We start from the raw sequence: 20,144 nt of genomic DNA on the forward strand, positions 1-20,144 counted from the left end.
ATCGGCAGCCGCACCGCCGGCAGACGGCGCGGTCCATGCACCAAAGAGGATTCGAAGCCGTCGCCTCCCCTGCATCGCCTGCACTTTCATTCAAACCATGAGGATAGCGCTATGACGATCACGACGTGCCTTTCTTCCAACCGACTGTGGCCGATCCGCTCCGTGCTCGGCATCGCCGCGGCCCTCGCTCTTGCCAGCACCGCCACGCCGGCGGGGGCCGGGACCGAGACACCGTGGTTTCCAATGAAGGTCTACGACGCGTCATCCGGCACGCCGAAGCCGGCGGACTACACGCCGCTGGCGAAGGCCGAGAAGCCCTACAGGCTGTGCGTGCTGTTTCCGCACATGAAGGACAGCTTCTGGGTCGCCGTCGCCTACGGCATCGTGAAACAGGCCGAGGCGATGAACGTCAACATGAACCTCTACGAGGCCGGCGGTTACGAAAATCTGCCCAAGCAGCTTTCGCAGTTCGATGACTGCATGGCGAGCGGACCGGACGCGATCATCGTCGGCGCAATCTCCGGCGCGGGGCTCAGCAAGAAGTTCGAGGAGGCCAAGGCCAAGGGCGTGCCGGTGGTCGGCGTCACCAATCCGCTGCCGCCGAACGCACTGCCCGCGGCCAACTACGTCGACTTCGTCGCCATGGGCGAGGTCACCGGCGACGGCCTGCTGGCGCAGACCAAGCCCGGCGACAAGCTCAACATCGTGACGTTCCCCGGTCCGGCCGGCTCGGGCTGGGCGGAATCGTTCAATGAAGGGTTCAAGAAAGCCATCGCCAAGAATTCGAACGCCAAGATTCTGGCCGAGAAGTTCGGCGACTCCGGTGTTGCGGTGCAACTCCAGTTGATCCAGGACGCATTGCAGGCCTATCCCGGCATGAACGTGATCTGGGGCACCGCCCCCACCGCCGAAGCTGCCATCGGCGCCGCCGCGGAGGCCGGCCGAAGCGACCTGAAGATCGTGTCGTCCTACGAAAACCAGGCCATGCTCGACGCGCTGAACCGCGGCGATATCCTCGCCTTCGCAACCCAATATCCCGTCGGCGAAGGCGCGATCGCGATCGACCAGGCGGTGCGTCTGATCGAGAAGAAGCCGGTTATGAGCCTTGTGCAGCCGGTGGCCACGGTGATCGACAAGACTTCCGCACCGAAATTGCAGATGGATCTCGTGCTGGCGCCCGCAAGCTGGACGCCGGTCTATTCGGTCAAGGCCAAGTAAGCATGGCCGAGTAGCCGGCCTGAACGATCGAGGCGGGAACCGTGCTCCCGCCTGCCTGCTCACGGAGAAGCGGATGAACGTCGAGACCGACCCGGGGCCGCCCGAGCCCTTGCTTCAGTTGCGGGGGATATCGAAGCGATTCACCGGCGTCCGCGCGCTCGACCGCGTCGACCTCGACGTCCGTGCCGGCGAACTTCACGTCCTGTTCGGCGAGAACGGCGCCGGCAAGTCGACCCTGATCAATGTCGTATCCGGTACGTTTCCACGCGACGAAGGCACGTTTCATTTCGGCGGCGAGGAGATCCGGCATTTGACGCCGCAGCGCGCGAGAGAGATCGGCATCAGTCCGGTGTTTCAGGAATTCTCGCTGATCCCGAGCCTCACCGTGGAAGAGAACCTGTTCCTTGGCCGCGAAGTCACGCGCGGCGGCGTATTGCGCGCACGCGAGATGCGCAAACGCGCCAGGGCATTGATCGACGAGCTCGGCTTCGACCTCGATCCCGCGCAACGGATCGACGACCTGTCCCGCGCGCATCAGCAGATGGCCGAGATCGCCAAAGCACTTCTCGGCCGCGTCCGCCTTTTGATCCTCGACGAGCCGACTGCTTCATTGACCGAACGCGAAACCGGGCGGCTGTTCGAGCTGATCGCGCGCCTGAAGAGCCAGAATGTCGGGCTGATCTACGTCTCGCACCGCATGCGCGAAATCCGCGCCCTTGCCGACCGTGTGACGGTGCTGCGCGACGGCCGTCACATCCGGACCCTCGACGCCGCGAGGTCGACGGACGGCGAACTCGTGGAACTGATGACCGGCCGGACGATCGACCTGCTGTTTCCCGCCATCGCCCATCAGCCGGACAAGGTGATGGTCGACGTCGAGAACCTGACGCTCGCCGACGGCAGCGTCCGGGAGGTCAATTTCCACGCCCGGGCCGGCGAGATCACCGGCATCGCGGGCCTCGTCGGCTGCGGCAAGTCGGAGCTGATCCGCGCGATCTACGGCATCGAGCGCGCGTCAGCGGGCGCGATCCGGATCGACGGCGCGCCTTACGAATTTCCAACCCCAAGACAAAGCCTCGAGCGCGGCGTCGCCTACTTCCCCGCCAACCGGATCGCCGAAGGGCTCGCGCTGTCCCGTCCGATCCGCGAGAACGCATCGATGACCGGGCTCGACCTGCCCGCCTTCGCCCGCTTCGGCGTCTTACGGCAGGCCGCCGAACGCGTGACGATCGCGGGCATCATGGAGCAGCTGCAGCTGAGGCCGCCGAACATCGAACGGAGCGCCGGCGCGCTGTCGGGCGGCAACCGTCAGAAGGTGATGCTGGGACGCGCGCTGACGCGCGAGCTGACCGTGTTCCTGTTCGACGAGCCGAGCGTCGGCATCGACGTCGGCGCCAAGCTCGAGGTCTACGAGTTCATCAAGCGCCTCGTCGAGGCCGGCGCCGCCGTGATCGTGGTGTCGTCCGAATTGCCCGAGGTGCTGGCGCTGTCGAACCGGCTCTACGTCATGCATCAGGGCCACATCGCCGCCGAACTGACGGGCGTCGAGAAGACCGAGCAGAATGTACTTTCGAGCTTCTTCCGCGATCATCTCGCCGCGGAGGTCGCATGAACACGGCCCTGGTCGCCGCAGCGCCACGGGGCTTGGTCAGCCTCCGGTCGATCGCAGGCCGGATCGGGTTGCTGCCGGCCCTGCTTGTGATGCTCGTGGCCGGCATGTCGGCGGTCGACGCGCAGTTCTACGGCATCATCAACGTCCTCAACATCCTGCGCAACGCCTCGCTGCTGGCAATCGTCGCCTGCGGCCAGGCGCTGGTCATCATCGCGGGCGGCTTCGATCTCTCGGTTGGCGCAGTGGTCGCCCTGGCGAGCGTTGTCACCGCCAAGACGATGGCGGCCGCCGCGGTCGCATTTCCCGGCTCCAACGTCCTCATCATCGCGAGCGGGGTCGCGGCCGGACTCGGTTGCGGCATCGCGGTCGGGCTCGTCAACGGCTTCTGCGTGGCAAAGCTCAAGGTCTCCGGCTTCGTGGTGACCCTCGGCACGATGTCCGCGACCGCCGGTGTCGGCCTCATGATCACCAACGGCATCCCCGTTTACGGCATGCCCGAGATATTCGTGAAAGGCTTCGGACGCGCCCAGGCATTCGGTCTGCCGACCACCGCCCACGTCGCGCTGATCGTGATCCTGGTGATGGCGTTTGCACAGCGGCGCACGCTGTTCGGCCGCTACGTCTACGCGATCGGCGGCAATGTCGACGCCGCCGTGGTGTCGGGCGTGACGATCCAGCGCCATATCGTGGGCACCTACGTGGTCTCGAGCGTCCTTGCGGCCTTGACCGGCATTCTGCTGACGGCGCAGGTCGGCTCCGGCCAGGCAAGCTTTGGCGGCGACCGGATGATGCTGCAGTCGATCGCCGCCGCCGTCATCGGCGGCGTCAGCTTGCGCGGTGGCGTCGGACGCATCGAGATTGTCGCCATCAGCGCACTGTTCCTCACCATTCTTGGCAACGCACTCAACCTCCTGCACGTCGACTCGCGGCTCCAGCCGGTCTTCCTCGGCGTCATCATGGTCGCAGCCGTGGCGCTCGACGAACTCAGCCGACGGAGCAAGCCGCGTGTCTGATCTCGAATTGACCGTTGCCGCCAAGGACACCGATCGGCCGAAGCTGACGCTCGGCCGCCGACTCTGGAGCGCGGTCCTGCCGGTCGCGCTGGCAGTGCTGTTGCTCGGCTTCGCCGCGGTCGACCGCGGGGTGCTGTCGCCGGCCAATCTGCTCAACATCGCACAGCAGACCAGCTATCTGGCGCTGTTCGCGATGGCGCAGACCGTGGTCATCCTGACGCGCGGCTTCGACCTTGCGCTTGGCCCGACGGTGTCGATGGTCAGCGTCGGCAGCGCGCTCGCGATGGCCGGCGCCACGGCGTCTGGCCACGGCGCCGGCGCCGTGCTGCTCGCCGGGCTCGGCGCCGGCTTCGCCCTCGGCATCGCGTGCGGTCTCTTCAACGGCGTGGTCGTCGCGCTGCTCGGGGTCAATCCCTTCGTCGCGACCCTTGGCAGCTACAATATCGCGATCGGGATTGCGACCACCCTTTCGGCCGGACGGCCGGTACAAGGCGTGCCGGCACCGTTCTCGCAGATCTTCTATAGCGGCAGCATCTTCGGCGTGCCGGCGGCGATTGCGATCACCCTCGCGGTCGGCGTCGGGCTTCATTTGCTGTTGGCGCGCACCGTCTTCGGCCGATCGCTTTATCTGATCGGAACCAACCCGCGTGCCGCGGCGGTCGCCGGCCTGCCGGTCAAACGCATTCTGGTCGCGACCTATGTGCTGTGCTCGGGACTTGCCGCGCTCGGCGCGATCATGATGACCGCGCGGACCGGATCGGGCGAACCGAACCTCGGCGGCGCGCTGTCGCTGCAGGCGATCGCCGGCGCCGTGGTCGGCGGAACGAGCCTGGCAGGCGGGCGCGGCGGCGTCGGCACCGCCGTGCTCGGCGCCCTGTTCATCACCATTCTCTCCAACGGCATGAACCTCACCCGGATCGACGGGTACGTCCAGATGGTCGTGCTCGGCGCGATCGTCATCATCGGCGTGCTGCTGGATCGCCTGCGGCAGGAGCGGCGCAAATGATGTCAGGCTTTCCCATCCAGAATAGCCCGGTCTCAGCGCGCGATGCGCCGGCATCGATCTATGTCGCGCCTTCGCTCGCCGCCGCACTCGACGCGTTGAGCGAATATGGTGCCGCTGGTGCCCCCTTGGCCGGCGGCACATGGATCATGCGATCGCCGATCCGGCACGAACCGCTCAGGAGCCACTATGTCGCCATCGGAAGGATCGCCGAGCTGACCGCGGTCCGGATCGGCAGCGATGCCATCGAGATCGGCGCGGCGGTCACGCACGCGGCGCTTGCGGCAGCTTTGGCCGGCCTTCCGGAATTTGCCGGCGTCGCAGCCGCCGCCGGAGGCTCCGCCAACCCCGCGATCCGCGCGATGGCGACGATCGGCGGCAATCTCGCGGCGTCGGAATTCGCCGCGGCGGATTGCGTGCCGGCGCTGCTCTGTCTCGATGCCGATGTCGAGATCTCGGGCCGCGACGGTCGCGAGCGCATCGGCCTCGCGGATTTCCTCGCGGTCCGATCAACGCTCGCACCCGGCCGCCTGGTGACACGGATCATCGTGCCTCGGGCGGAGCGCAAGACGGCCCATGCCCGCCTGCCACTGCGCCGATCGGGCGATTATCCGGTCGCCATCGTCAGCCTATCGCTCAGCGTCGATGCGGCGAACCGCGTCCAGGCGGCACGGATTGCGGTCGGGTCGGTCGAACCGAGCGCGCGGCGATGGCCACGGCTTGAAGCGGCGCTTCTCGGACGTCCGCTCGACGCCGCAGCGGCGGCACGAACCGCGGCCGAACTGACCGACGAGTTCGTCGGCCGCGACAGCGTCGATGCGCCGGGCTGGTATCGTGTCAGCGTGCTACCCGGCCTCGTCCGCCGCGCCGCGATCGCTGCACTTGGCTCATGAACGCGCGGAGATGACATGGGATTCAACCTGACCGTCAACGGCGATCGCCTCTCCTCTGCGGCCAATCCTGCCACCCCGCTGGTCGATATCCTGCGCGAAGAGATGCATCTGACCGGCGCGAAACCTGTCTGTCGCGAGGGCTTTTGCGGCGCCTGCATGGTGCTGGTCGACGGCAAGCCCACGCCTTCGTGCCTGCTGCCCGCTGCGCTGGCCGATGGCCGCGAGATCCGCACGGTCGAAGGCCTCGCACCTCAGGGAACGCTGAACCGCATCCAGGCCGCGCTCGAGGCCAGCGATGCCGTCCAGTGCGGCATGTGCTTTCCCGGCATGGTGGTGAGCCTGACCCATCTCCTGACGACCCGGCCTGCCGCCACCCGTGACGATATCCGGGCGGCGTTGACCGGAAATATCTGCCGCTGCACGGGCTATGAACGCATCGTCGAGGCGACACTGCTCGCCTTGGCCACGACATGATCGGGAGACGCAAGGATGTCAGACGTTTCCGCGACGATGGATCTGCGCCGGCGCGACGCCGCCGACAAGCTGCGCGGCCGCACGCGCTATACTATCGACCGATATCTGCCCGGCATGCTGCATGCCGCGGTGCTACGCGCCAGTGTGCCGGCGGGGCGGATCATTCGTCTCGATACCTCCAGAGCGGCCCGCATGCCGGGCGTGCGTGCGATCGTGACAGCGGCCGATGCGCCCGGCATGATCGGGATCGGCATCGCCGATCATCCCCTCTTCGCCCGCGACGTCATCCGCTACGACGGCGAACCGCTCGCCGCGGTCGCAGCCGCCACATTGACGCAGGCGCAGGCCGCACTCGCGGCGATCGACGTGGAGATCGAGCCGTTCCCCGCAGTGTTGACCATGGCGGATGCGCTGGCATCGGGTGCGCCGCTGGTTCATCCGGACTGGCGCAGCTATGAGGTTTTGCTCGAAGGCAGCGCGCGTGGCGGCAACGTCGCCTGGGAGGCGACCGTCGTTCGCGGCGACGTCGATGCCGCCTTTGCCCGGCCCGACGTCGCGATCGTCGAAAGCTGCTTTCGCGTCGGCCGGCAGAACCACGTGGCCTTCGAGCCGCGCGCAGTGGTCGCAAGCTACGAGGACGGACGCTTCCACATCGAGACGTCGACGCAAGTTCCCTGGAGCGTCCGCAACGCAACCGCGCGCCTGCTGGGCGTGCCGGCATCACAAGTCCGCGTCACGGTGCCGCCGGTCGGCGGCGGCTTCGGTCTGAAGTTCGATCTGGCCGTTGAACCCTTCGCCGCCCTGCTCGCCCGCGCCAGCGGCCGGCCGGTGCGCCTCGTCAATTCACGCGAGGAGGAGATGCTGACCTGCCTGTTCCGCGAGAACGCTGATATCCGCATCCGCTCGGCGGTGACGCGCGAGGGAGACATCGTGGGGCGCGAGGCGGTCGTCCTGATGGACTGCGGCGCCTATGGCGGCGAACAGATCTTCCTGACCACCATGACCGCGCACACGCTCGGCGGAAACTACAGGCTTGGAAGTGTACGCATGGTCTCGCGCGCGATCTATACCAACACGGCGCCGAACGGCGCGTTCCGCTGTTGCAACGGGGTCTACAACACCTTTGCGCTCGAGCGGCACACCGACGAAATCGCGGCGAGGATCGGAATGGATCCGCTTGCCTTCCGCCGCCGCAACGTGCTCGGCGACAAGGATCTCGGCGCCACCGGCCAGGTATTCGACGGCGATGTGCTCGGCCCGATGCTCGAGCGGATGGATACGCTGCGCGATGCGGCAGCGTCGCCGCCGGCGCGCACCGACGGCCGGCTCTATGGACGCGCGACCACCGTCGGCACCTGGTTCGTCTTCGTCGGCCCATCGGCCGCGACGGTGAACATGAATGCCGACGGCACGGCGACGCTGGTCACGTCGGGTGTGGAGATTGGATCCGGCTCGATGATGCAGAGCCTGCCGCAGATCGTGGCCAGCACGCTCGGCATTGCACCCGAGCATGTGATCGTCCGCGCCGCCGATACGGATGCGGCCGGTTATGATGTCGGCGTCGGCGGCGGCCGTACCACCGTTTCGCTCGGCGCGGCCAGTCTGTCGGCAGCGCAGGAGGTGCGCACGAAACTCTTGAAGGTCGCCTCCGAGATGATCGAGGCTGCGCCCGATGATCTCGTGATGCGCGACGGGCGGATCGAGATCGCCGGCGCGCCAGGCTCCGGCCGTACGGTCGCGGAGGTCGCGACCCGCGCCCAGGCGCTGGCTGGCCCGGTGTCCGGCACCGGCGCGTTCACCGGCGCCGGCGTGCCGGCGATGCCTGGCTGCGTCGCCGGACATTTCATCGACGCGATCGACATCCCCGTGTTCGCGGTCCACGACTGCGAGGTCGCCGTCGATCCGGAAACCGGACATGTCGAGGTGCTCAGCTATCGCGTGGTGCAGGATGTCGGCCGCGCGCTCAACCCGCGCGCCATCCATGGCCAGATCCAGGGCGGTGTCGTGCAGGGGCTGGGTTATGCGTTGCACGAGGAAGTCACGATCGGCAGCAACGGTCGCGTCTGCCAGAGCGGTTTCGAGACCTATCGCTTGCCGCTAGCGCTCGATGTCGTGCCGGTGGAGATCAGCCTCTACGAGGGTGCGCCGTCGATCGGACCGCTCGGCACCAAGGGTGCCGGCGAGGTGCCGATCCTGAATGTCGGAGCGGCCGTCGCATGCGCGGTTGCCAACGCCACGGGCAAGCGCGTCCAGGCACTTCCTTTGACCCCGCCACGCGTGCTCGAACTTCTGCTCGATCGCAAGCAGGATCTGACCCTTCCCCACATTGCCGATGCGTGGGCCGACAATCTGATACGTTCGCATCAGACAGCCGCCAATACGTAGCGACAAACTGGCGGCAGACCTGCCGGGCCATTCCTGAAGTCTGCCCTCGCAATCATACGGGAGCGTAGCTTCGCCGCGCGCCTCAGGCTGGCCGCGCGTCCGTCCAGCTCGTCAACGCAGTCGGCAGTCGCTAGACCCAGCCGCCGTCGACGATATGGCTCTGATTGGTGCAGGCGCCGCTGTCATCGGCGGCGAAAAAGAGAACGACGCGGGCGATGTCATCAGGCACGAGCTTGCGCTTGAGACATTGGCGCTGCATCAGCTCGGCCACACCTTCGGGCGTCAACCACAGATCCTGCTGCCGCCGCGTCATGATCCACCCGGGCAGGATGGAGTTGACCCGCACGTTGTGCGGCCCGAGATCGCGGGCCAGCGCCCGGGTGAGGCCCTGAACGGCTGATTTGGCCGTGGTGTAGCAGGGCATGTTGCCCTGACCGATCACCCAGCTCACCGAGCCGATGTTGACGATCGAACCGCCCCCCGCCTGTTTCATGTCGGGTGCGACCGCCTGGGCGCTGAAGAACTGATGCTTCAGGTTGACGGCGATCCGCTCGTCCCAGAATTCCGGCGTCACGTCCTCGATCGCGTGACGGTCGTCGCGCGCCGCATTGTTGACCAGGATGGTGATCGGCCCGAGCGCCTCGCGGATGCCGGCAACCGCGCGTCGCAGTGCGGCAATGTCGCGCAGGTCGGCGTGCTCGAAGTGCACGCGGGCATGCGCTCCCAAATCGGACAGCAGCTGCTCCGAGGACGTCACATCGATATCGATGAATCCGACCCGAGCGCCCTGGCTGATAAACTGGCGGACGATGGCCTCGCCGATGCCTGAACCGCCACCGGTTACCAGGACGGTCCGGTCCTTGAGGCTTGGATAGATGGCACCCTGCATTGGCATTCTCTCGCTTTGGCGCCTGAAGCGCGTCGGTTGCGTTGCTGCGGCTCCAGCCAAGAGCCACGGCTCCCGAGGTTCACTCGGTCGTCTCCATGTGGTTTCGGTCCACGACCCGCAGCGTCCGCCGCACCATGCCGTCGACAATCGTCGCCGACTCGCTTGGACGCACATGGATCGCGGTAGACTTGAGCAGCCACGGCAACACTGCCCGCTCGAGCCGCTCCTCATAGGCACTGCGCATCATGTCGAATGCCTGCAGGCCCGGACCCGCGAGGATGATGTGATGTGGGCGCAGCACCGATATCGTCGTGGCGACCGCATCGGCAAGCGCGTGGCCTGCCTGCCGGAATAACTGCTCGAGACGGGGATCGCCGGCGCGCGCCCGCGCGCGCAGCAGAGCCATCTGCGCCTCGGACGGCTGCTGCGATACCGCCGGCGGCAGGTCGAGAAAGGTACGCGCGTCGCGGTAGAGCGCATAGTCGGCGAGATGGGCCTCGATGCAGCCGCGCTGACCGCAGCGGCATTGCGGACCGTTCGGCGCCAGCTTGACATGGCCGATCTCACTGCCTGCGCCGGCACCGTCGCGCGCTTCACCGTCGACAACGACGCCCATGCCGACGCCGTGGCCCACCATGATCGTGGCCGTGAGGCCCTGCGCCAGCGCCGGCTCGGCGGCTGCGAGGGCCAGCGCAACCGCAACCGCGTCGTTCGCCATCACGACTTCGACGCCGAATGCCTGGCGGACCGGCGTCGCCAGATCGACGTCGGTGATCGACAGCGCCGGGCTCCACAGATGCCGGCCGGTGTCGGAGTCAACGATGCCCTGCAACGCAATCCCGATTCCCAACAGCCGATCTCGCGGCGTGGCCGTCGCATCAATCATGGCGTCGATCTGCGCGATCACGAGATCGCACAACGCGGCTGCATCGAGCGCGCGTGTCGTCAGCTCAAGTCGCGACTGCGCCAGGGCGGAGCCGCTGAAATCGGCGATCAATGTCTCGATCAGATTCATGCGCAGCGAGACCGCAATGATGCGGCCAAACTCGGGGTTCAGGGTCAGCAAGACCGCCGGCCGGCCGCGGCGGCGGCCGTTCAGGCCGTCCGTATCCTCTTCGTCGGTATCGTCGGGCCACACCGTCGCCGTCTCTGCTTCGCACAGCAGGTCTTCCGCCATCAGTTTCGACGTGATGGCCGATATGGCCGGGAAGCTCAGCCCCGTGCTGCGTGCCAGCTCGACGCGCGGCAATGGCCCCTGACGCCGCAAGACTTCGACGAGCCGGCCGCGGTTCGATCCGCGGGCCAAACTCGAAGCGCGTCTCAGCGGTTCGGGCTGTTCATTCATATCGGCTTTTTTAATTCGCTTAATGAAGTTATTCAACGCGAGCAACTCATATAACGGTCAAAAGGCGTCGGTAGTGGCAACAATACATCACGGCAACACTATTCTTGCTTGAAGATACGGGCAACAACATCCTTGACTGGACATTTTGTCGCGCTAATTTATTAGTTACGTGAATAAAATAAGGCGTGAAAAGCGCCGAGCGTGAAAACCCCTCACCGGGGGTGTCGACAGGGAGGTGCATATGAATGACTCAATGAAACGATTGATCGTGCCGCTATTGGCGGGCGCAGCCGCGCTCGCGATGGCAACAGGGATAGCACAGGCGCAGCAGAAAAAGACCATCGCGCTGGTGACCAATGTCGCGGCCGACTTCTGGACCATCGCGGGCCGCGGGCTCGAGAAGGCGCAGAAGGAGCACCCGGAATACAATATCGAGCTGATCGTCACCAACGAAGGCACCGCGGCTGGCCAGCGGCGCGAGTTGGACGACCTCTTGGTGCGCGGCGTCGCCGGCATCTCGATCTCGGTCGACGATGCGCCGCATGCAACCGAAGAACTGAACAAGGTCGCGGCCAAGACCGTGCTGATCACGACGGACAGCGACGCGCCGCAGAGCAACCGTCTCGCCTATATCGGCACCGACAACGTCGCGGCTGGGCGGCAGGCCGGCGAGGAGATCAAGAAGGCGCTGCCGAACGGCGGCAAGATCGCGCTGTTCGTCGGAACGATGGACGCCGACAATGCCCGCGAGCGCGTACAGGGCATCAAGGAATCGATCGCCGGCACCAAGGTCGAGCTGGTCGACGTGTTCACCGACCAGGTGGACTTTGCCAAGGCCAAGGCGAACATGGAGAACGTGCTCGTCAAATATCCCGACATCGCGCTGCTCTCCGGCCTGTGGAGCTACGAGACCCCGCTGATCTATGATGCGGTGAAGGCCGCGGGCAAGGCCGGCAAGGTGAAGATCGTCGGCTTCGACGAGGACCAGCGGACGCTGCGGGGCATTTCCGACGGCACGATCGAATCCACGGTCGTGCAGCAGCCCTACGAGTTCGGCTATCTCTCCGCCACCAACATCATCAAGACGCTGAACGGCGACAAGTCCTGGATTCCGAAGGACAGCAAGCTGATCGTGCCGACCAAGGTGATCAGCAAGACCAACGTCGCCGAGTTCGCCGGGCAACTGAAGGAACTGCTGAAGAAGTAACTTCAGTCGGCTTCACCGCCCGGCCGCCACAGGCTGCCGGGCGGGATGCAGGAGGACAAGCCGAATGCCGGAGACGCTGCTCGAACTCAGCGGTATCAGCAAGACCTATCCCGGCGTCAGGGCACTCGACGACGTCAATCTGCGCGTCTGCCGCGGCGAGGTGCTGGGCCTGATCGGCGAGAACGGCGCCGGCAAGTCGACGCTGATGCGCGTGCTGGCCGGCGTAATCGCGCCGAGCGCGGGCGTGATCCGCATCGGCGGCAATGACCACGCAAGGATGACGGTGAACGAGGCGACCCTGGCCGGCATCGCCTTTGTGCACCAGGAGCTGAACCTGTTCGAGAATCTCGACGTCGCGGCCAATGTCTTCATCGGGCGCGAGAAGCTCGCCGGCGGCCCGCTGAAGCTGGTGGACAACGCGGAGATGCGCGCCCGCGTGACGCCGCTGCTGCAACGGCTGGGCGCCGATTTCACGCCGAACACGCTGGTGGACAATTTGTCGATCGCGGAGCGTCAGATGGTGGAGATCGCCAAGGCGCTCTCGATCGATGCCCGCGTGATCATCATGGACGAGCCGACCTCCAGCCTGACGATTTCGGAGACGGAGCGGTTGCTGGAGGTGATCGCCGACCTGAAGGCCCACGGCATCTCGGTGATCTACATCTCTCACCGGCTCGGCGAGATCATGAGCTGCGCCGATCGTGTCGTGGTGCTGCGCGACGGGCGCACGGTGGGAGAACTGGCGCGGGACGAGCTGAGCAATGCCGCGATGATCCGCCTGATGATCGGCCGCGACCTCAAGGCGCTGTATACGCCGCCGGCGCGCTCGCCGCAGCCGGGCGGCTGCGATATCGCCGGCGTTGTGACGACCGCCTTTCCCGACCGGCAGATCGACCTTTCCGTGCGGCGCGGTGAGATCCTCGGCCTTGCCGGACTCGTCGGCGCCGGCCGCACCTCCCTTGCCCGCGCGGTGTTCGGCGTTGACCCGCTGCTGGGGGGCGAGATCAGGATCGACAACGAACCGGTCGGTGTCGCCTCGCCGCGCGATGCGATCAGGCAAGGAATCTATCTGGTTCCGGAGGACCGCAAGAAGTCCGGGCTGGTGCTGGAGCTGCCGATCCGGGAGAACGTGTCGCTCGCGAGCCTGCTGGATCACGCGCGGATGTGGCTGGTCAACGGCGCGGCCGAACGCAGAATCGCGAAAGACCAGGCCAGGAGCCTGTCGATCAAGGCGCCGAGCCTCGACATCGAAGCCGTGACGCTCTCCGGCGGCAACCAGCAGAAGGTGGTGCTGGGCAAGTGGCTTTCCATGCAGCCGCGCGTGATGTTCTTCGACGAGCCGACCCGCGGCATCGATGTCGGCGCCAAGAGCGAGATCTACGCGCTGATGCGCAGCCTCGCCGACCGGGGCGTTGCGATCGTGATGATCTCGTCCGACATGGAAGAGGTCATCGGCGTCTCCGACCGCGTCGCCGTGATGCATGAAGGCAGCGTAAGCGGCGTGCTCGAGCGCGACCAGTTCAGCGAATACAACGTGTTGAGGCTGGCGGTCGGCCAGGCGCTCGAAACCCTGGAGACCGCTGCGCCATGATGAAGAAGGAACTCGGCCTGTTCTTGCTGCTGGCGGTGATCTCCGCCATCACCGGCGCGATCAATCCGGCCTTCCTGTCGTTCGTTAACTTGCTGAACATGGCCAATCTGATCGGCCTGTTCGGTGTGTTCGCACTGGGCGAAGGTCTCGTCATCATCACCGGCGGCATCGATCTTTCGCTCGGCTCGATGTTCGCGCTGCTCGGCGTCGTCTTCATCGACCTTCTGACGACGTATCAGGTGCCCTGGCCCATCGCGCTGTTGCTGGTCCTGATGGGCGGGCTGGCGCTGGGCGGCATCCAGGGTTTCCTGATCACGCGGCTGAAAATGCAGCCCTTCATCGTGACGCTGTGCGGGTTGCTGATCTATCGCGGCGCCGCGCGCTATTACACCAGCGATTCGACACGCGGCTTCGGCTATGGTGACGAGGCCAGCACGCTGGGCAACATCGCCTCCGGCAATATCGCGGGCATTCCGAACACCTTCATCTTCCTGATCATCCTGGCGCTGATCCTCGGCGTGCTGCTGCATCGTTCGGTCTACGGACGCTGGCTTTATGCCGTGGGCAAGAACGAGGAAGCGGCGCGCTTCTCCGGTATCAACACAAACATCGTGATCGCGACCGCCTATGTCATCAGCGGCGGCCTCGCCGGCGTTTCGACCGTGATGTTCGTCTTCTACACCAACTCGGTCTCTCCGAGTTCCTTCGGCAATTTCTACGAACTCTATGCGATCGCGGCTGCCGTCCTCGGCGGCTGCAGCCTGCGCGGCGGCGAAGGCTCGATTCTCGGCATCGTGCTGGGCACAGCGCTGCTGCAGGTGCTGCAGAACCTCGTGAACATCCTCGGCATTCCGAACTCCCTGAACTTCGCGGTGATGGGGACCGTGATTTTGATCGGCGTGCTGGCGGATCAGCAATTGCAGGCCCGCCGGCGGCGCAAGGCGGCGCTAGCCGGCCTCGCCCGCACGGCGCCTCGAGCAAAGGAAACCACAATTCTGCAAAGCGCATCTGCGCACGGCGCGACGGCGTTGCCTACGAGCGCGGGCGATCAAGCGTGACTCGACTGCGAAGAACCACGATCGGGAATATGGCCGCGGCGACTTGGGTAGAGGAACAAGGGGAAGAGAGTTCAATGCGCAAGACTGATCAGGCATACGACGCTCGCGTCCACGTTGGCCCTGCACGCCGAACCCGGTGGGGCCGCGGACAGACCCTCACCACCGTCGTGAAAGGCTTTGGTGTGCGCGCAGTTTCTATCTCAAGTTGACGGGTCGATACATTGATTGACGGGGCACGTTCCAGGCCGAAGGGCTTTGGGCAGGGACGTGAGACAAAAATGGACAAAGCCGGGGACGCTGGGAGTGCAGAAAATGTTGCATAGGTCTGTAAACACCGCGCGGGCATGCGGCGTGGGGATCGCTTTGTTATCCTTGTTCGGCGGCGGCGCGCATGCGGCCGATCTCTTAACGAAAGCTCCGCCTATTCCTTACGCTGAGACCGATGATTTCTGGACAAGACCATATCTGTTCGGCGATCTCGGCAGGACGCAGCTGAAGGAGCGGGGTATCTCGCTGGCCCTGACGCTGGGCGACGAAGCCGTCGGCAATCTGTCGGGCGGCAACAAGAATGTCGGCGCCAACGCCGGACAGCTGTTCTTTCAGGCCAAGTTCGACATGGCGAAGCTTGCCGGCATCCAGGGCGGCCTGGTCGGCCTTACGCTGGTCGACCGCTTCGGCCACAATCTGAATGACGACGCAGGCATTCCGGCCTTGCAGCTGACCAACGAAGTGTTCGGCCGCGGCAATATCCTGCGCCTCACCGAACTCTACTACTCGCAGAAGCTCTTCGACGACCGCCTTGAACTCAAGGGCGGCCGTCTTCCGGTCGGCTCCGACTTCTTCTTCGGCCTGTGCGAGTTCATCAACCTGACCTTCTGCGGCGGCCAGCCCGGCAACATCCAGGGCGGCTACATCTACAACTGGCCGGTGAGCCAATGGGCCGGTGTCGCACACTACAACTTCGCCAAGGAATGGCAGCTTTCGGTCGGCGTCTACGACGCCAACCCGAACTATCTGACGACGTCGGACTCCGCGACCTATTTCCTGCCGGGCGTCCCCGGTTCGAGCCGGGCCTCCGGCGTGCTGGTGCCGGTCGAGGTGGTCTGGGCGCCGAGCGGTCCCCTGAACGGCACCTGGAGATTCGGCGGCTGGTATGACAGCGCGTCGACGATTGACGGTGGCCTTCCGGGTATCATCGCGATCGCCCCGGGCATCGGCGGCGTCTCGGACCAGAATCTGGGCGATCAACGCGGCCGCTATGGCGTCTATGAGTCGATCCTGCAGCGGCTGACCGTTGAGGGTGCAAAGGCACAGGGTTGGTACATGTTCCTCAACACGACGGTCGCCGATCACCGAACGTCGTATCAGGACTACCAGGTCGCCCTGGGCTTCCGGCACACCGGAACGTTCTCCTGGCGTCCGGAAGACGAAGTCGGTTTCGCAGTGGGTACGACCCACGTGAATTCGGCTGCGCTCACCCTGAATGCGGGCGGAAACGAAGTTCCGATCGAAGCCTGGTACGGCTGGCAGGCGACTGGCTGGATGAATCTCAAGTTCGACGCCCAGTACGTGATCAATCCCGGCGGGCGCGGCTATAATGCCGCCGGCATCAAGACCGAGAATGCCTGGGTCCTTGGTCTGCGCACGCTGGTGCACTTCTGAGCCGGAGGGGGTTTGCCAGCATGCCCGAGCGAGGCCAGCCATGGTAACCCCTCACGACGCCGGGCTGGCCGTCCTGGAGCTGAAAGGCATCGGCAAGGAGTTCGGCGCCATTCGCGCGTTGCATGGCGTCGACCTGCGCGTTTCTCCCGGCGAGGTGGTCGGCCTGATGGGAGACAACGGCGCCGGCAAGTCGACGCTCGTCAAGATCATCGCCGGCAACTTCCCGCCAAGTCACGGCGAGATCCGCTTTGACGGCAACCCGGTTCATTTCGCCCGGCCGATCGATGCCCGCGCGGTCGGAATCGAAGTGGTCTATCAGGACCTCGCGCTCGCCGACAATCTCACGGCAGCGGCCAATGTCTTCCTCGGCCGTGAGCTCAAGCGCAAGCTTGGTCCGTTCGCGTTTCTCGACCACAAGGCGATGGCAGCCCGCGCGCTGGAGCTGTTCGGCGAGCTGCGTTCGGAGACCCGACCGCACGATCTCGTCAAGCAGATGTCGGGCGGCCAGCGTCAGGCGGTCGCGATCGCACGGACTCGGCTGTCCAATGCCAAGCTCGTGATGATGGACGAGCCGACGGCCGCGATCTCGGTCCGCCAGGTCGAGCAGGTGCTGAGCCTGATCCATCGCCTGAAGGAACAGGGCGTCGCGGTGATGCTGATCTCGCACCGCATGCCCGACGTGTTCGCGGTCTGTGACCGCGTCGTGGTGATGCGCCGCGGCGAAAAACGTGCCGACAAGGCGATCGGCGACACCAGCCCCGAGGAAGTCACCTCCCTCATCACGGGAGCGAGAGAGGCTGCGTAATGGCCACGCCCCTGGAATCTCCCATCACCTTCACCAATGTCGGCAAGGCCAAATGGTGGCAGAGCGGCTTCTTTGCCTCGCAGACCGGGTACGTCATGCTCGCGCTGGTGGCGCTGTTCGTGGTGATGAACTTCGCCAGCCCCTACTTCCTCACCGAAGGCAATATGCAGAATGTGGCGAAGAACTTTTCCTTCATCGCCATCGCTACGCTCGGCGTGACCTTCGTCATTATCACCGGCGGCATCGATCTCTCGGTGGGCTCGGTGATGTGCTTTTCCGCGATGATCACCTCCATGGTCATGACGCAAATCTCGACACCGGGCATGCCGGGCGCGGAGTGGTTCGTGCATTTGGCCGACGACGGCAAAACCGTGATCGCCAATGTGCCCGGCTTGATCCTGCTCGTCTCGGTCCTTGCGGGGCTCGGCGTCGCGCTGATCGTCGGTCTCGTCAATGGCTTCTGCATCGCGGTGCTCGGGCTGTCGCCTTTCGTCACCACGCTCGGCATGCTTTCGATCGTGCGCGGCCTCGGTTACGTCGTCTCCAACGGCCGCGGCAGCTTTCCCAGCGGCCCCGAAGCCGATTATCTCTACGCGCTGACATCCGGCGTCGTATTCGGCATGCCGGCGCCGTTCATCTATCTCGTGGTTCTTGCGGTGGCGATGGCGATCGTGCTGCATCACACCGGTTTCGGCCGCCACGTCTTTGCCGTCGGCGGCAACGAGAAGGCGGCCGCGCTGACCGGCATTCCGGTCGTACGGGTGAAGATCGAGATCTACGTGATCTGCGCGCTCGCCGCGGGTCTGCAGGGCATCATTATCTCGGGCTGGCTGGGATCTGCGCCGGCAAACATGGCGACGTCCTACGAGCTCAACGTGATTGCAGCCGCCGTCATCGGCGGCGCCAATCTCGCCGGCGGCGCCGGCGGCCCGCTCGGGGCGATCGTCGGCTGCGTGCTGCTCGAGGTGATCCGCAACGGCCTCGTGCTCGCGCAGATCAACTCCTACTGGCAGCAGACCTTGGTGGGCGTGATCATCATCGCAGCGGTGCTGGTCGATCGTCTTCGCTCGCGCATGGCCTGAAGAGTTCGTCCTGGAGGATCACAATGTCCGCCTATCCGCCTCCGGAAGCCGCTGATTTCAAGGGATAGGCACAAAAAATGTGGAGGGAAACAATGAAGAAGGCACTTCTTGCCGCTGCGGTCCTCGCCATGATGGCGACACCCGGCTTTGCCCAGAGCTACAAATTCGTGATCGTGCCCAAGGCGATGAACAATCCGTTCTTCGATTTCGCGCGCGACGGTTGCCAGAAGCGAGCCAAGGAACTCGGCAACATCGAATGCATCTACAAGGGTCCTGTCGAGCACGAGCCGGCGACGCAAGCGCAGATCATCCAGGATTTCATCACCCAGAAGGTGGACGGCTTGGCCATCTCGGTCGCCGATGTCGCGGCCATGACCAAGTCGATCGAGGCGGCAACTGCGGCCGGCATTCCCGTCATCACGTTTGACGCGGACGCGCCGGGCTCGAAGCGGATTGGCTATATCGGCACCGACAACAAGGAGTTCGGCGTCGCGCTCGGCAAGCAGTTGCTGAAGCTCCGGCCCGATGGCGGCAAATACGCGATGGTCTCCGGCGGGCCGGGTGCGAAGAACCTGGCCGAACGCGTCGATGGCGTCCGGGAAGCGCTCAAAGGCTCGAAGTGGACCGAAGTCGGGGGATCGCCGACGTTCTGCAACGACGACCCCGCGCTGGGTGTTCAGCAGATGACCGATCTGCGCACCGCTGTTCCCGATCTCGCGGCGATCATCCCGGTCGGCGGCTGGCCGATGTTCGCCCCGGAAGGCTTCAAGGCGTTCGCCAGCAAGAGCAAGAAGGACATCGACGCCGGCAAGTTCACGCTCGTCGTGGCCGATACTCTCAAGATGCAGCTTGAACTTCTGAACGAGGGCTATGTCAACGCACTGATCGGCCAGCGTCCGTTCGAGATGGGCGAGAAAGCGATGGATACGCTGCTTGCCATCAAGAAGGGCCAGAAGGTGCCGGAGATCATCCACACCGGTCTCGACGTCGTGACAAAGGACAACGTCGCGGCGATGCTGAAGTAGCAGCGTGCGCAGCCCGAAGGCGGCGTCGCCGATTCGTCGAAAATCGCGGCTCGACGCACGAAATCGGGACCCTTGGTGACGGGGGAAGGCTACCGCGCCTTTCCCCACACCAACCGAACCTACGACATCTTATCCAATCCCTCACATGAGAAGTCCGACGCCGAATTCGACGGCAGTGAAGGTAGCGGGTGTCCGCTACGTCGCGAAACCCACTATTGTGGCGCGGCCTGTTTTCTTACCGCAGGGTAGACTGACTTGGGGCGTAGCGTCCTGATGGTCCGCCAAAAGCTGCCGTTCATGCGCGCCCCCATCGTTCTGCGGACGGAGCGTCGCAACGGTGCTAGGGCTTCCATGGCTCCCGGGTCTTACGCAGACAGCCTGTGGCTCGGCTGCAGTTTAGCTCCCTCAGGACTCGCCCCGTTCGGAGGAAGTTTCGCCCTCGCGGATGCGGCCAAGCTCCAAGGGCGCATTGGCGCTGTCGAGGAACTCAACCGTGGTGAACCACAGATCGGCATCGCCGACGTTTTCGAGGTCGTGGATCTTGTATTCACCCCTGCCATAGACGAAGTGACGCGTCTCGCCGGCCGAGTAGACGGCTTCGACGATCGTCCCGTCCTCGGCATGCGATTGCGCCCGGCCCGGCGTCACCGCGGTCCAGAAGTAATCCAGCACGTGACGATGGAATCCGATGCGTTCACCCGGCGCAAGCCGGATTTCCCAGACCCGCACACGCTCGGTCTCGGACAGGAGTCGCGTCCCGACTCGCCCATTGAGCTGATTGGTATCGAACTCCCTGCGAATGGCGTCAGGCCAGGCCGCTCGCCCCTTCTCCATCACATCGACGCTCATTGTCATATCTCCCTGAGATGAGTGATCCACGCT

General features: G+C 65.0%; 17 protein-coding genes. 14 read left to right on the forward strand and 3 right to left on the reverse strand.

Going from position 1 to position 20,144, the window contains the following annotated elements:
- Window positions 1-111: 111 nt before the first annotated feature.
- From torT to ACVIGB_RS22850, 7 genes are all read left to right on the forward strand, one after another.
- On the forward strand, window positions 112-1,218 hold the full coding sequence (gene torT / locus ACVIGB_RS22820) for a TMAO reductase system periplasmic protein TorT (protein ID WP_456720949.1): 1,107 nt from the start codon (window positions 112-114) through the stop codon (window positions 1,216-1,218).
- A gap of 73 nt (window positions 1,219-1,291) precedes the next feature.
- The gene (locus ACVIGB_RS22825; RefSeq protein ID WP_456720948.1) at window positions 1,292-2,830 is read left to right on the forward strand and encodes a sugar ABC transporter ATP-binding protein; all 1,539 of its coding nucleotides are present in this window, start codon (window positions 1,292-1,294) and stop codon (window positions 2,828-2,830) included.
- Window positions 2,827-3,843: an ABC transporter permease gene (locus tag ACVIGB_RS22830; protein ID WP_456720947.1), complete on the forward strand. Its 1,017-nt coding sequence runs from the start codon at window positions 2,827-2,829 to the stop codon at window positions 3,841-3,843. Before ACVIGB_RS22825 ends, ACVIGB_RS22830 begins: the two co-directional genes overlap by 4 nt.
- Entirely contained in the window at window positions 3,836-4,849 is a 1,014-nt protein-coding gene (locus ACVIGB_RS22835) for an ABC transporter permease (RefSeq protein WP_456720946.1), read from the forward strand. Before ACVIGB_RS22830 ends, ACVIGB_RS22835 begins: the two co-directional genes overlap by 8 nt.
- Window positions 4,849-5,739 carry an FAD binding domain-containing protein gene (locus ACVIGB_RS22840; RefSeq protein ID WP_456720945.1) on the forward strand — a complete coding sequence of 297 codons (891 nt, stop codon included), beginning with the start codon at window positions 4,849-4,851 and terminating at the stop codon, window positions 5,737-5,739. Before ACVIGB_RS22835 ends, ACVIGB_RS22840 begins: the two co-directional genes overlap by 1 nt.
- Window positions 5,740-5,754: 15 nt before the next feature.
- Entirely contained in the window at window positions 5,755-6,213 is a 459-nt protein-coding gene (locus ACVIGB_RS22845) for a (2Fe-2S)-binding protein (RefSeq protein WP_456720944.1), read from the forward strand.
- Window positions 6,214-6,228: 15 nt separating this feature from the next.
- Window positions 6,229-8,598, forward strand: coding sequence for a xanthine dehydrogenase family protein molybdopterin-binding subunit (locus ACVIGB_RS22850; protein ID WP_456720943.1), 2,370 nt, complete (start codon window positions 6,229-6,231; stop codon window positions 8,596-8,598).
- A 130-nt stretch (window positions 8,599-8,728) separates the two neighbouring features.
- Here ACVIGB_RS22850 and ACVIGB_RS22855 read toward each other — a convergent pair whose 3' ends face one another.
- Window positions 8,729-9,487 (reverse strand): SDR family NAD(P)-dependent oxidoreductase, encoded by a 759-nt coding sequence (locus ACVIGB_RS22855; RefSeq protein ID WP_092124364.1) that lies wholly within the window; start codon window positions 9,485-9,487, stop codon window positions 8,729-8,731.
- 79 nt (window positions 9,488-9,566) lie between these two features.
- Window positions 9,567-10,832, reverse strand: a complete 1,266-nt coding sequence (locus tag ACVIGB_RS22860; protein WP_456720942.1) for an ROK family protein — start codon at window positions 10,830-10,832, stop codon at window positions 9,567-9,569.
- Window positions 10,833-11,073: 241 nt separating this feature from the next.
- Between ACVIGB_RS22860 and ACVIGB_RS22865 the strand changes: the two genes are divergently transcribed.
- The 7 genes from ACVIGB_RS22865 (at window position 11,074) to ACVIGB_RS22895 (ending at window position 19,262) form a co-directional block, all read left to right on the forward strand.
- A complete protein-coding gene (locus ACVIGB_RS22865; protein WP_229169362.1) occupies window positions 11,074-12,039 on the forward strand; it encodes a sugar-binding protein in 966 nt (321 codons plus the stop codon).
- Window positions 12,040-12,103: 64 nt separating this feature from the next.
- Window positions 12,104-13,630, forward strand: a complete 1,527-nt coding sequence (locus tag ACVIGB_RS22870; RefSeq protein WP_456720941.1) for a sugar ABC transporter ATP-binding protein — start codon at window positions 12,104-12,106, stop codon at window positions 13,628-13,630.
- Window positions 13,627-14,688: an ABC transporter permease gene (locus ACVIGB_RS22875; protein ID WP_456720940.1), complete on the forward strand. Its 1,062-nt coding sequence runs from the start codon at window positions 13,627-13,629 to the stop codon at window positions 14,686-14,688. The genes ACVIGB_RS22870 and ACVIGB_RS22875 overlap by 4 nt, the downstream gene beginning before the upstream one ends.
- A 312-nt stretch (window positions 14,689-15,000) precedes the next feature.
- The gene (locus ACVIGB_RS22880) at window positions 15,001-16,350 is read left to right on the forward strand and encodes a carbohydrate porin (protein ID WP_092124359.1); all 1,350 of its coding nucleotides are present in this window, start codon (window positions 15,001-15,003) and stop codon (window positions 16,348-16,350) included.
- A gap of 40 nt (window positions 16,351-16,390) precedes the next feature.
- The gene (locus ACVIGB_RS22885; RefSeq protein WP_456720939.1) at window positions 16,391-17,155 is read left to right on the forward strand and encodes an ATP-binding cassette domain-containing protein; all 765 of its coding nucleotides are present in this window, start codon (window positions 16,391-16,393) and stop codon (window positions 17,153-17,155) included.
- The gene (locus tag ACVIGB_RS22890) at window positions 17,155-18,237 is read left to right on the forward strand and encodes an ABC transporter permease (protein ID WP_456720938.1); all 1,083 of its coding nucleotides are present in this window, start codon (window positions 17,155-17,157) and stop codon (window positions 18,235-18,237) included. Before ACVIGB_RS22885 ends, ACVIGB_RS22890 begins: the two co-directional genes overlap by 1 nt.
- 92 nt (window positions 18,238-18,329) lie before the next feature.
- A complete protein-coding gene (locus ACVIGB_RS22895; protein WP_456720937.1) occupies window positions 18,330-19,262 on the forward strand; it encodes a sugar-binding protein in 933 nt (310 codons plus the stop codon).
- A gap of 405 nt (window positions 19,263-19,667) precedes the next feature.
- Here ACVIGB_RS22895 and ACVIGB_RS22900 read toward each other — a convergent pair whose 3' ends face one another.
- Window positions 19,668-20,111 carry a hypothetical protein gene (locus ACVIGB_RS22900; protein WP_456720936.1) on the reverse strand — a complete coding sequence of 148 codons (444 nt, stop codon included), beginning with the start codon at window positions 20,109-20,111 and terminating at the stop codon, window positions 19,668-19,670.
- Window positions 20,112-20,144: the final 33 nt, after the last annotated feature.

This window comes from Bradyrhizobium sp. USDA 4341 (genome assembly GCF_054063755.1).

Bases quoted from the DNA above. Each gene is read 5' to 3' on its own strand.
- torT (WP_456720949.1), top strand. From the start codon at position 112: ATGACGATCACGACGTGCCTTTCTTCCAACCGACTGTGGCCGATCCGC.
- ACVIGB_RS22825 (WP_456720948.1), top strand. From the start codon at position 1,292: ATGAACGTCGAGACCGACCCGGGGCCGCCCGAGCCCTTGCTTCAGTTG.
- ACVIGB_RS22830 (WP_456720947.1), top strand. From the start codon at position 2,827: ATGAACACGGCCCTGGTCGCCGCAGCGCCACGGGGCTTGGTCAGCCTC.
- ACVIGB_RS22840 (WP_456720945.1), top strand. From the start codon at position 4,849: ATGTCAGGCTTTCCCATCCAGAATAGCCCGGTCTCAGCGCGCGATGCG.
- ACVIGB_RS22845 (WP_456720944.1), top strand. From the start codon at position 5,755: ATGGGATTCAACCTGACCGTCAACGGCGATCGCCTCTCCTCTGCGGCC.
- ACVIGB_RS22850 (WP_456720943.1), top strand. From the start codon at position 6,229: ATGTCAGACGTTTCCGCGACGATGGATCTGCGCCGGCGCGACGCCGCC.
- ACVIGB_RS22855 (WP_092124364.1), bottom strand. From the start codon at position 9,487: ATGCAGGGTGCCATCTATCCAAGCCTCAAGGACCGGACCGTCCTGGTA.
- ACVIGB_RS22860 (WP_456720942.1), bottom strand. From the start codon at position 10,832: ATGAATGAACAGCCCGAACCGCTGAGACGCGCTTCGAGTTTGGCCCGC.
- ACVIGB_RS22865 (WP_229169362.1), top strand. From the start codon at position 11,074: ATGAATGACTCAATGAAACGATTGATCGTGCCGCTATTGGCGGGCGCA.
- ACVIGB_RS22870 (WP_456720941.1), top strand. From the start codon at position 12,104: ATGCCGGAGACGCTGCTCGAACTCAGCGGTATCAGCAAGACCTATCCC.
- ACVIGB_RS22875 (WP_456720940.1), top strand. From the start codon at position 13,627: ATGATGAAGAAGGAACTCGGCCTGTTCTTGCTGCTGGCGGTGATCTCC.
- ACVIGB_RS22880 (WP_092124359.1), top strand. From the start codon at position 15,001: ATGTTGCATAGGTCTGTAAACACCGCGCGGGCATGCGGCGTGGGGATC.
- ACVIGB_RS22885 (WP_456720939.1), top strand. From the start codon at position 16,391: ATGGTAACCCCTCACGACGCCGGGCTGGCCGTCCTGGAGCTGAAAGGC.
- ACVIGB_RS22890 (WP_456720938.1), top strand. From the start codon at position 17,155: ATGGCCACGCCCCTGGAATCTCCCATCACCTTCACCAATGTCGGCAAG.
- ACVIGB_RS22895 (WP_456720937.1), top strand. From the start codon at position 18,330: ATGAAGAAGGCACTTCTTGCCGCTGCGGTCCTCGCCATGATGGCGACA.
- ACVIGB_RS22900 (WP_456720936.1), bottom strand. From the start codon at position 20,111: ATGAGCGTCGATGTGATGGAGAAGGGGCGAGCGGCCTGGCCTGACGCC.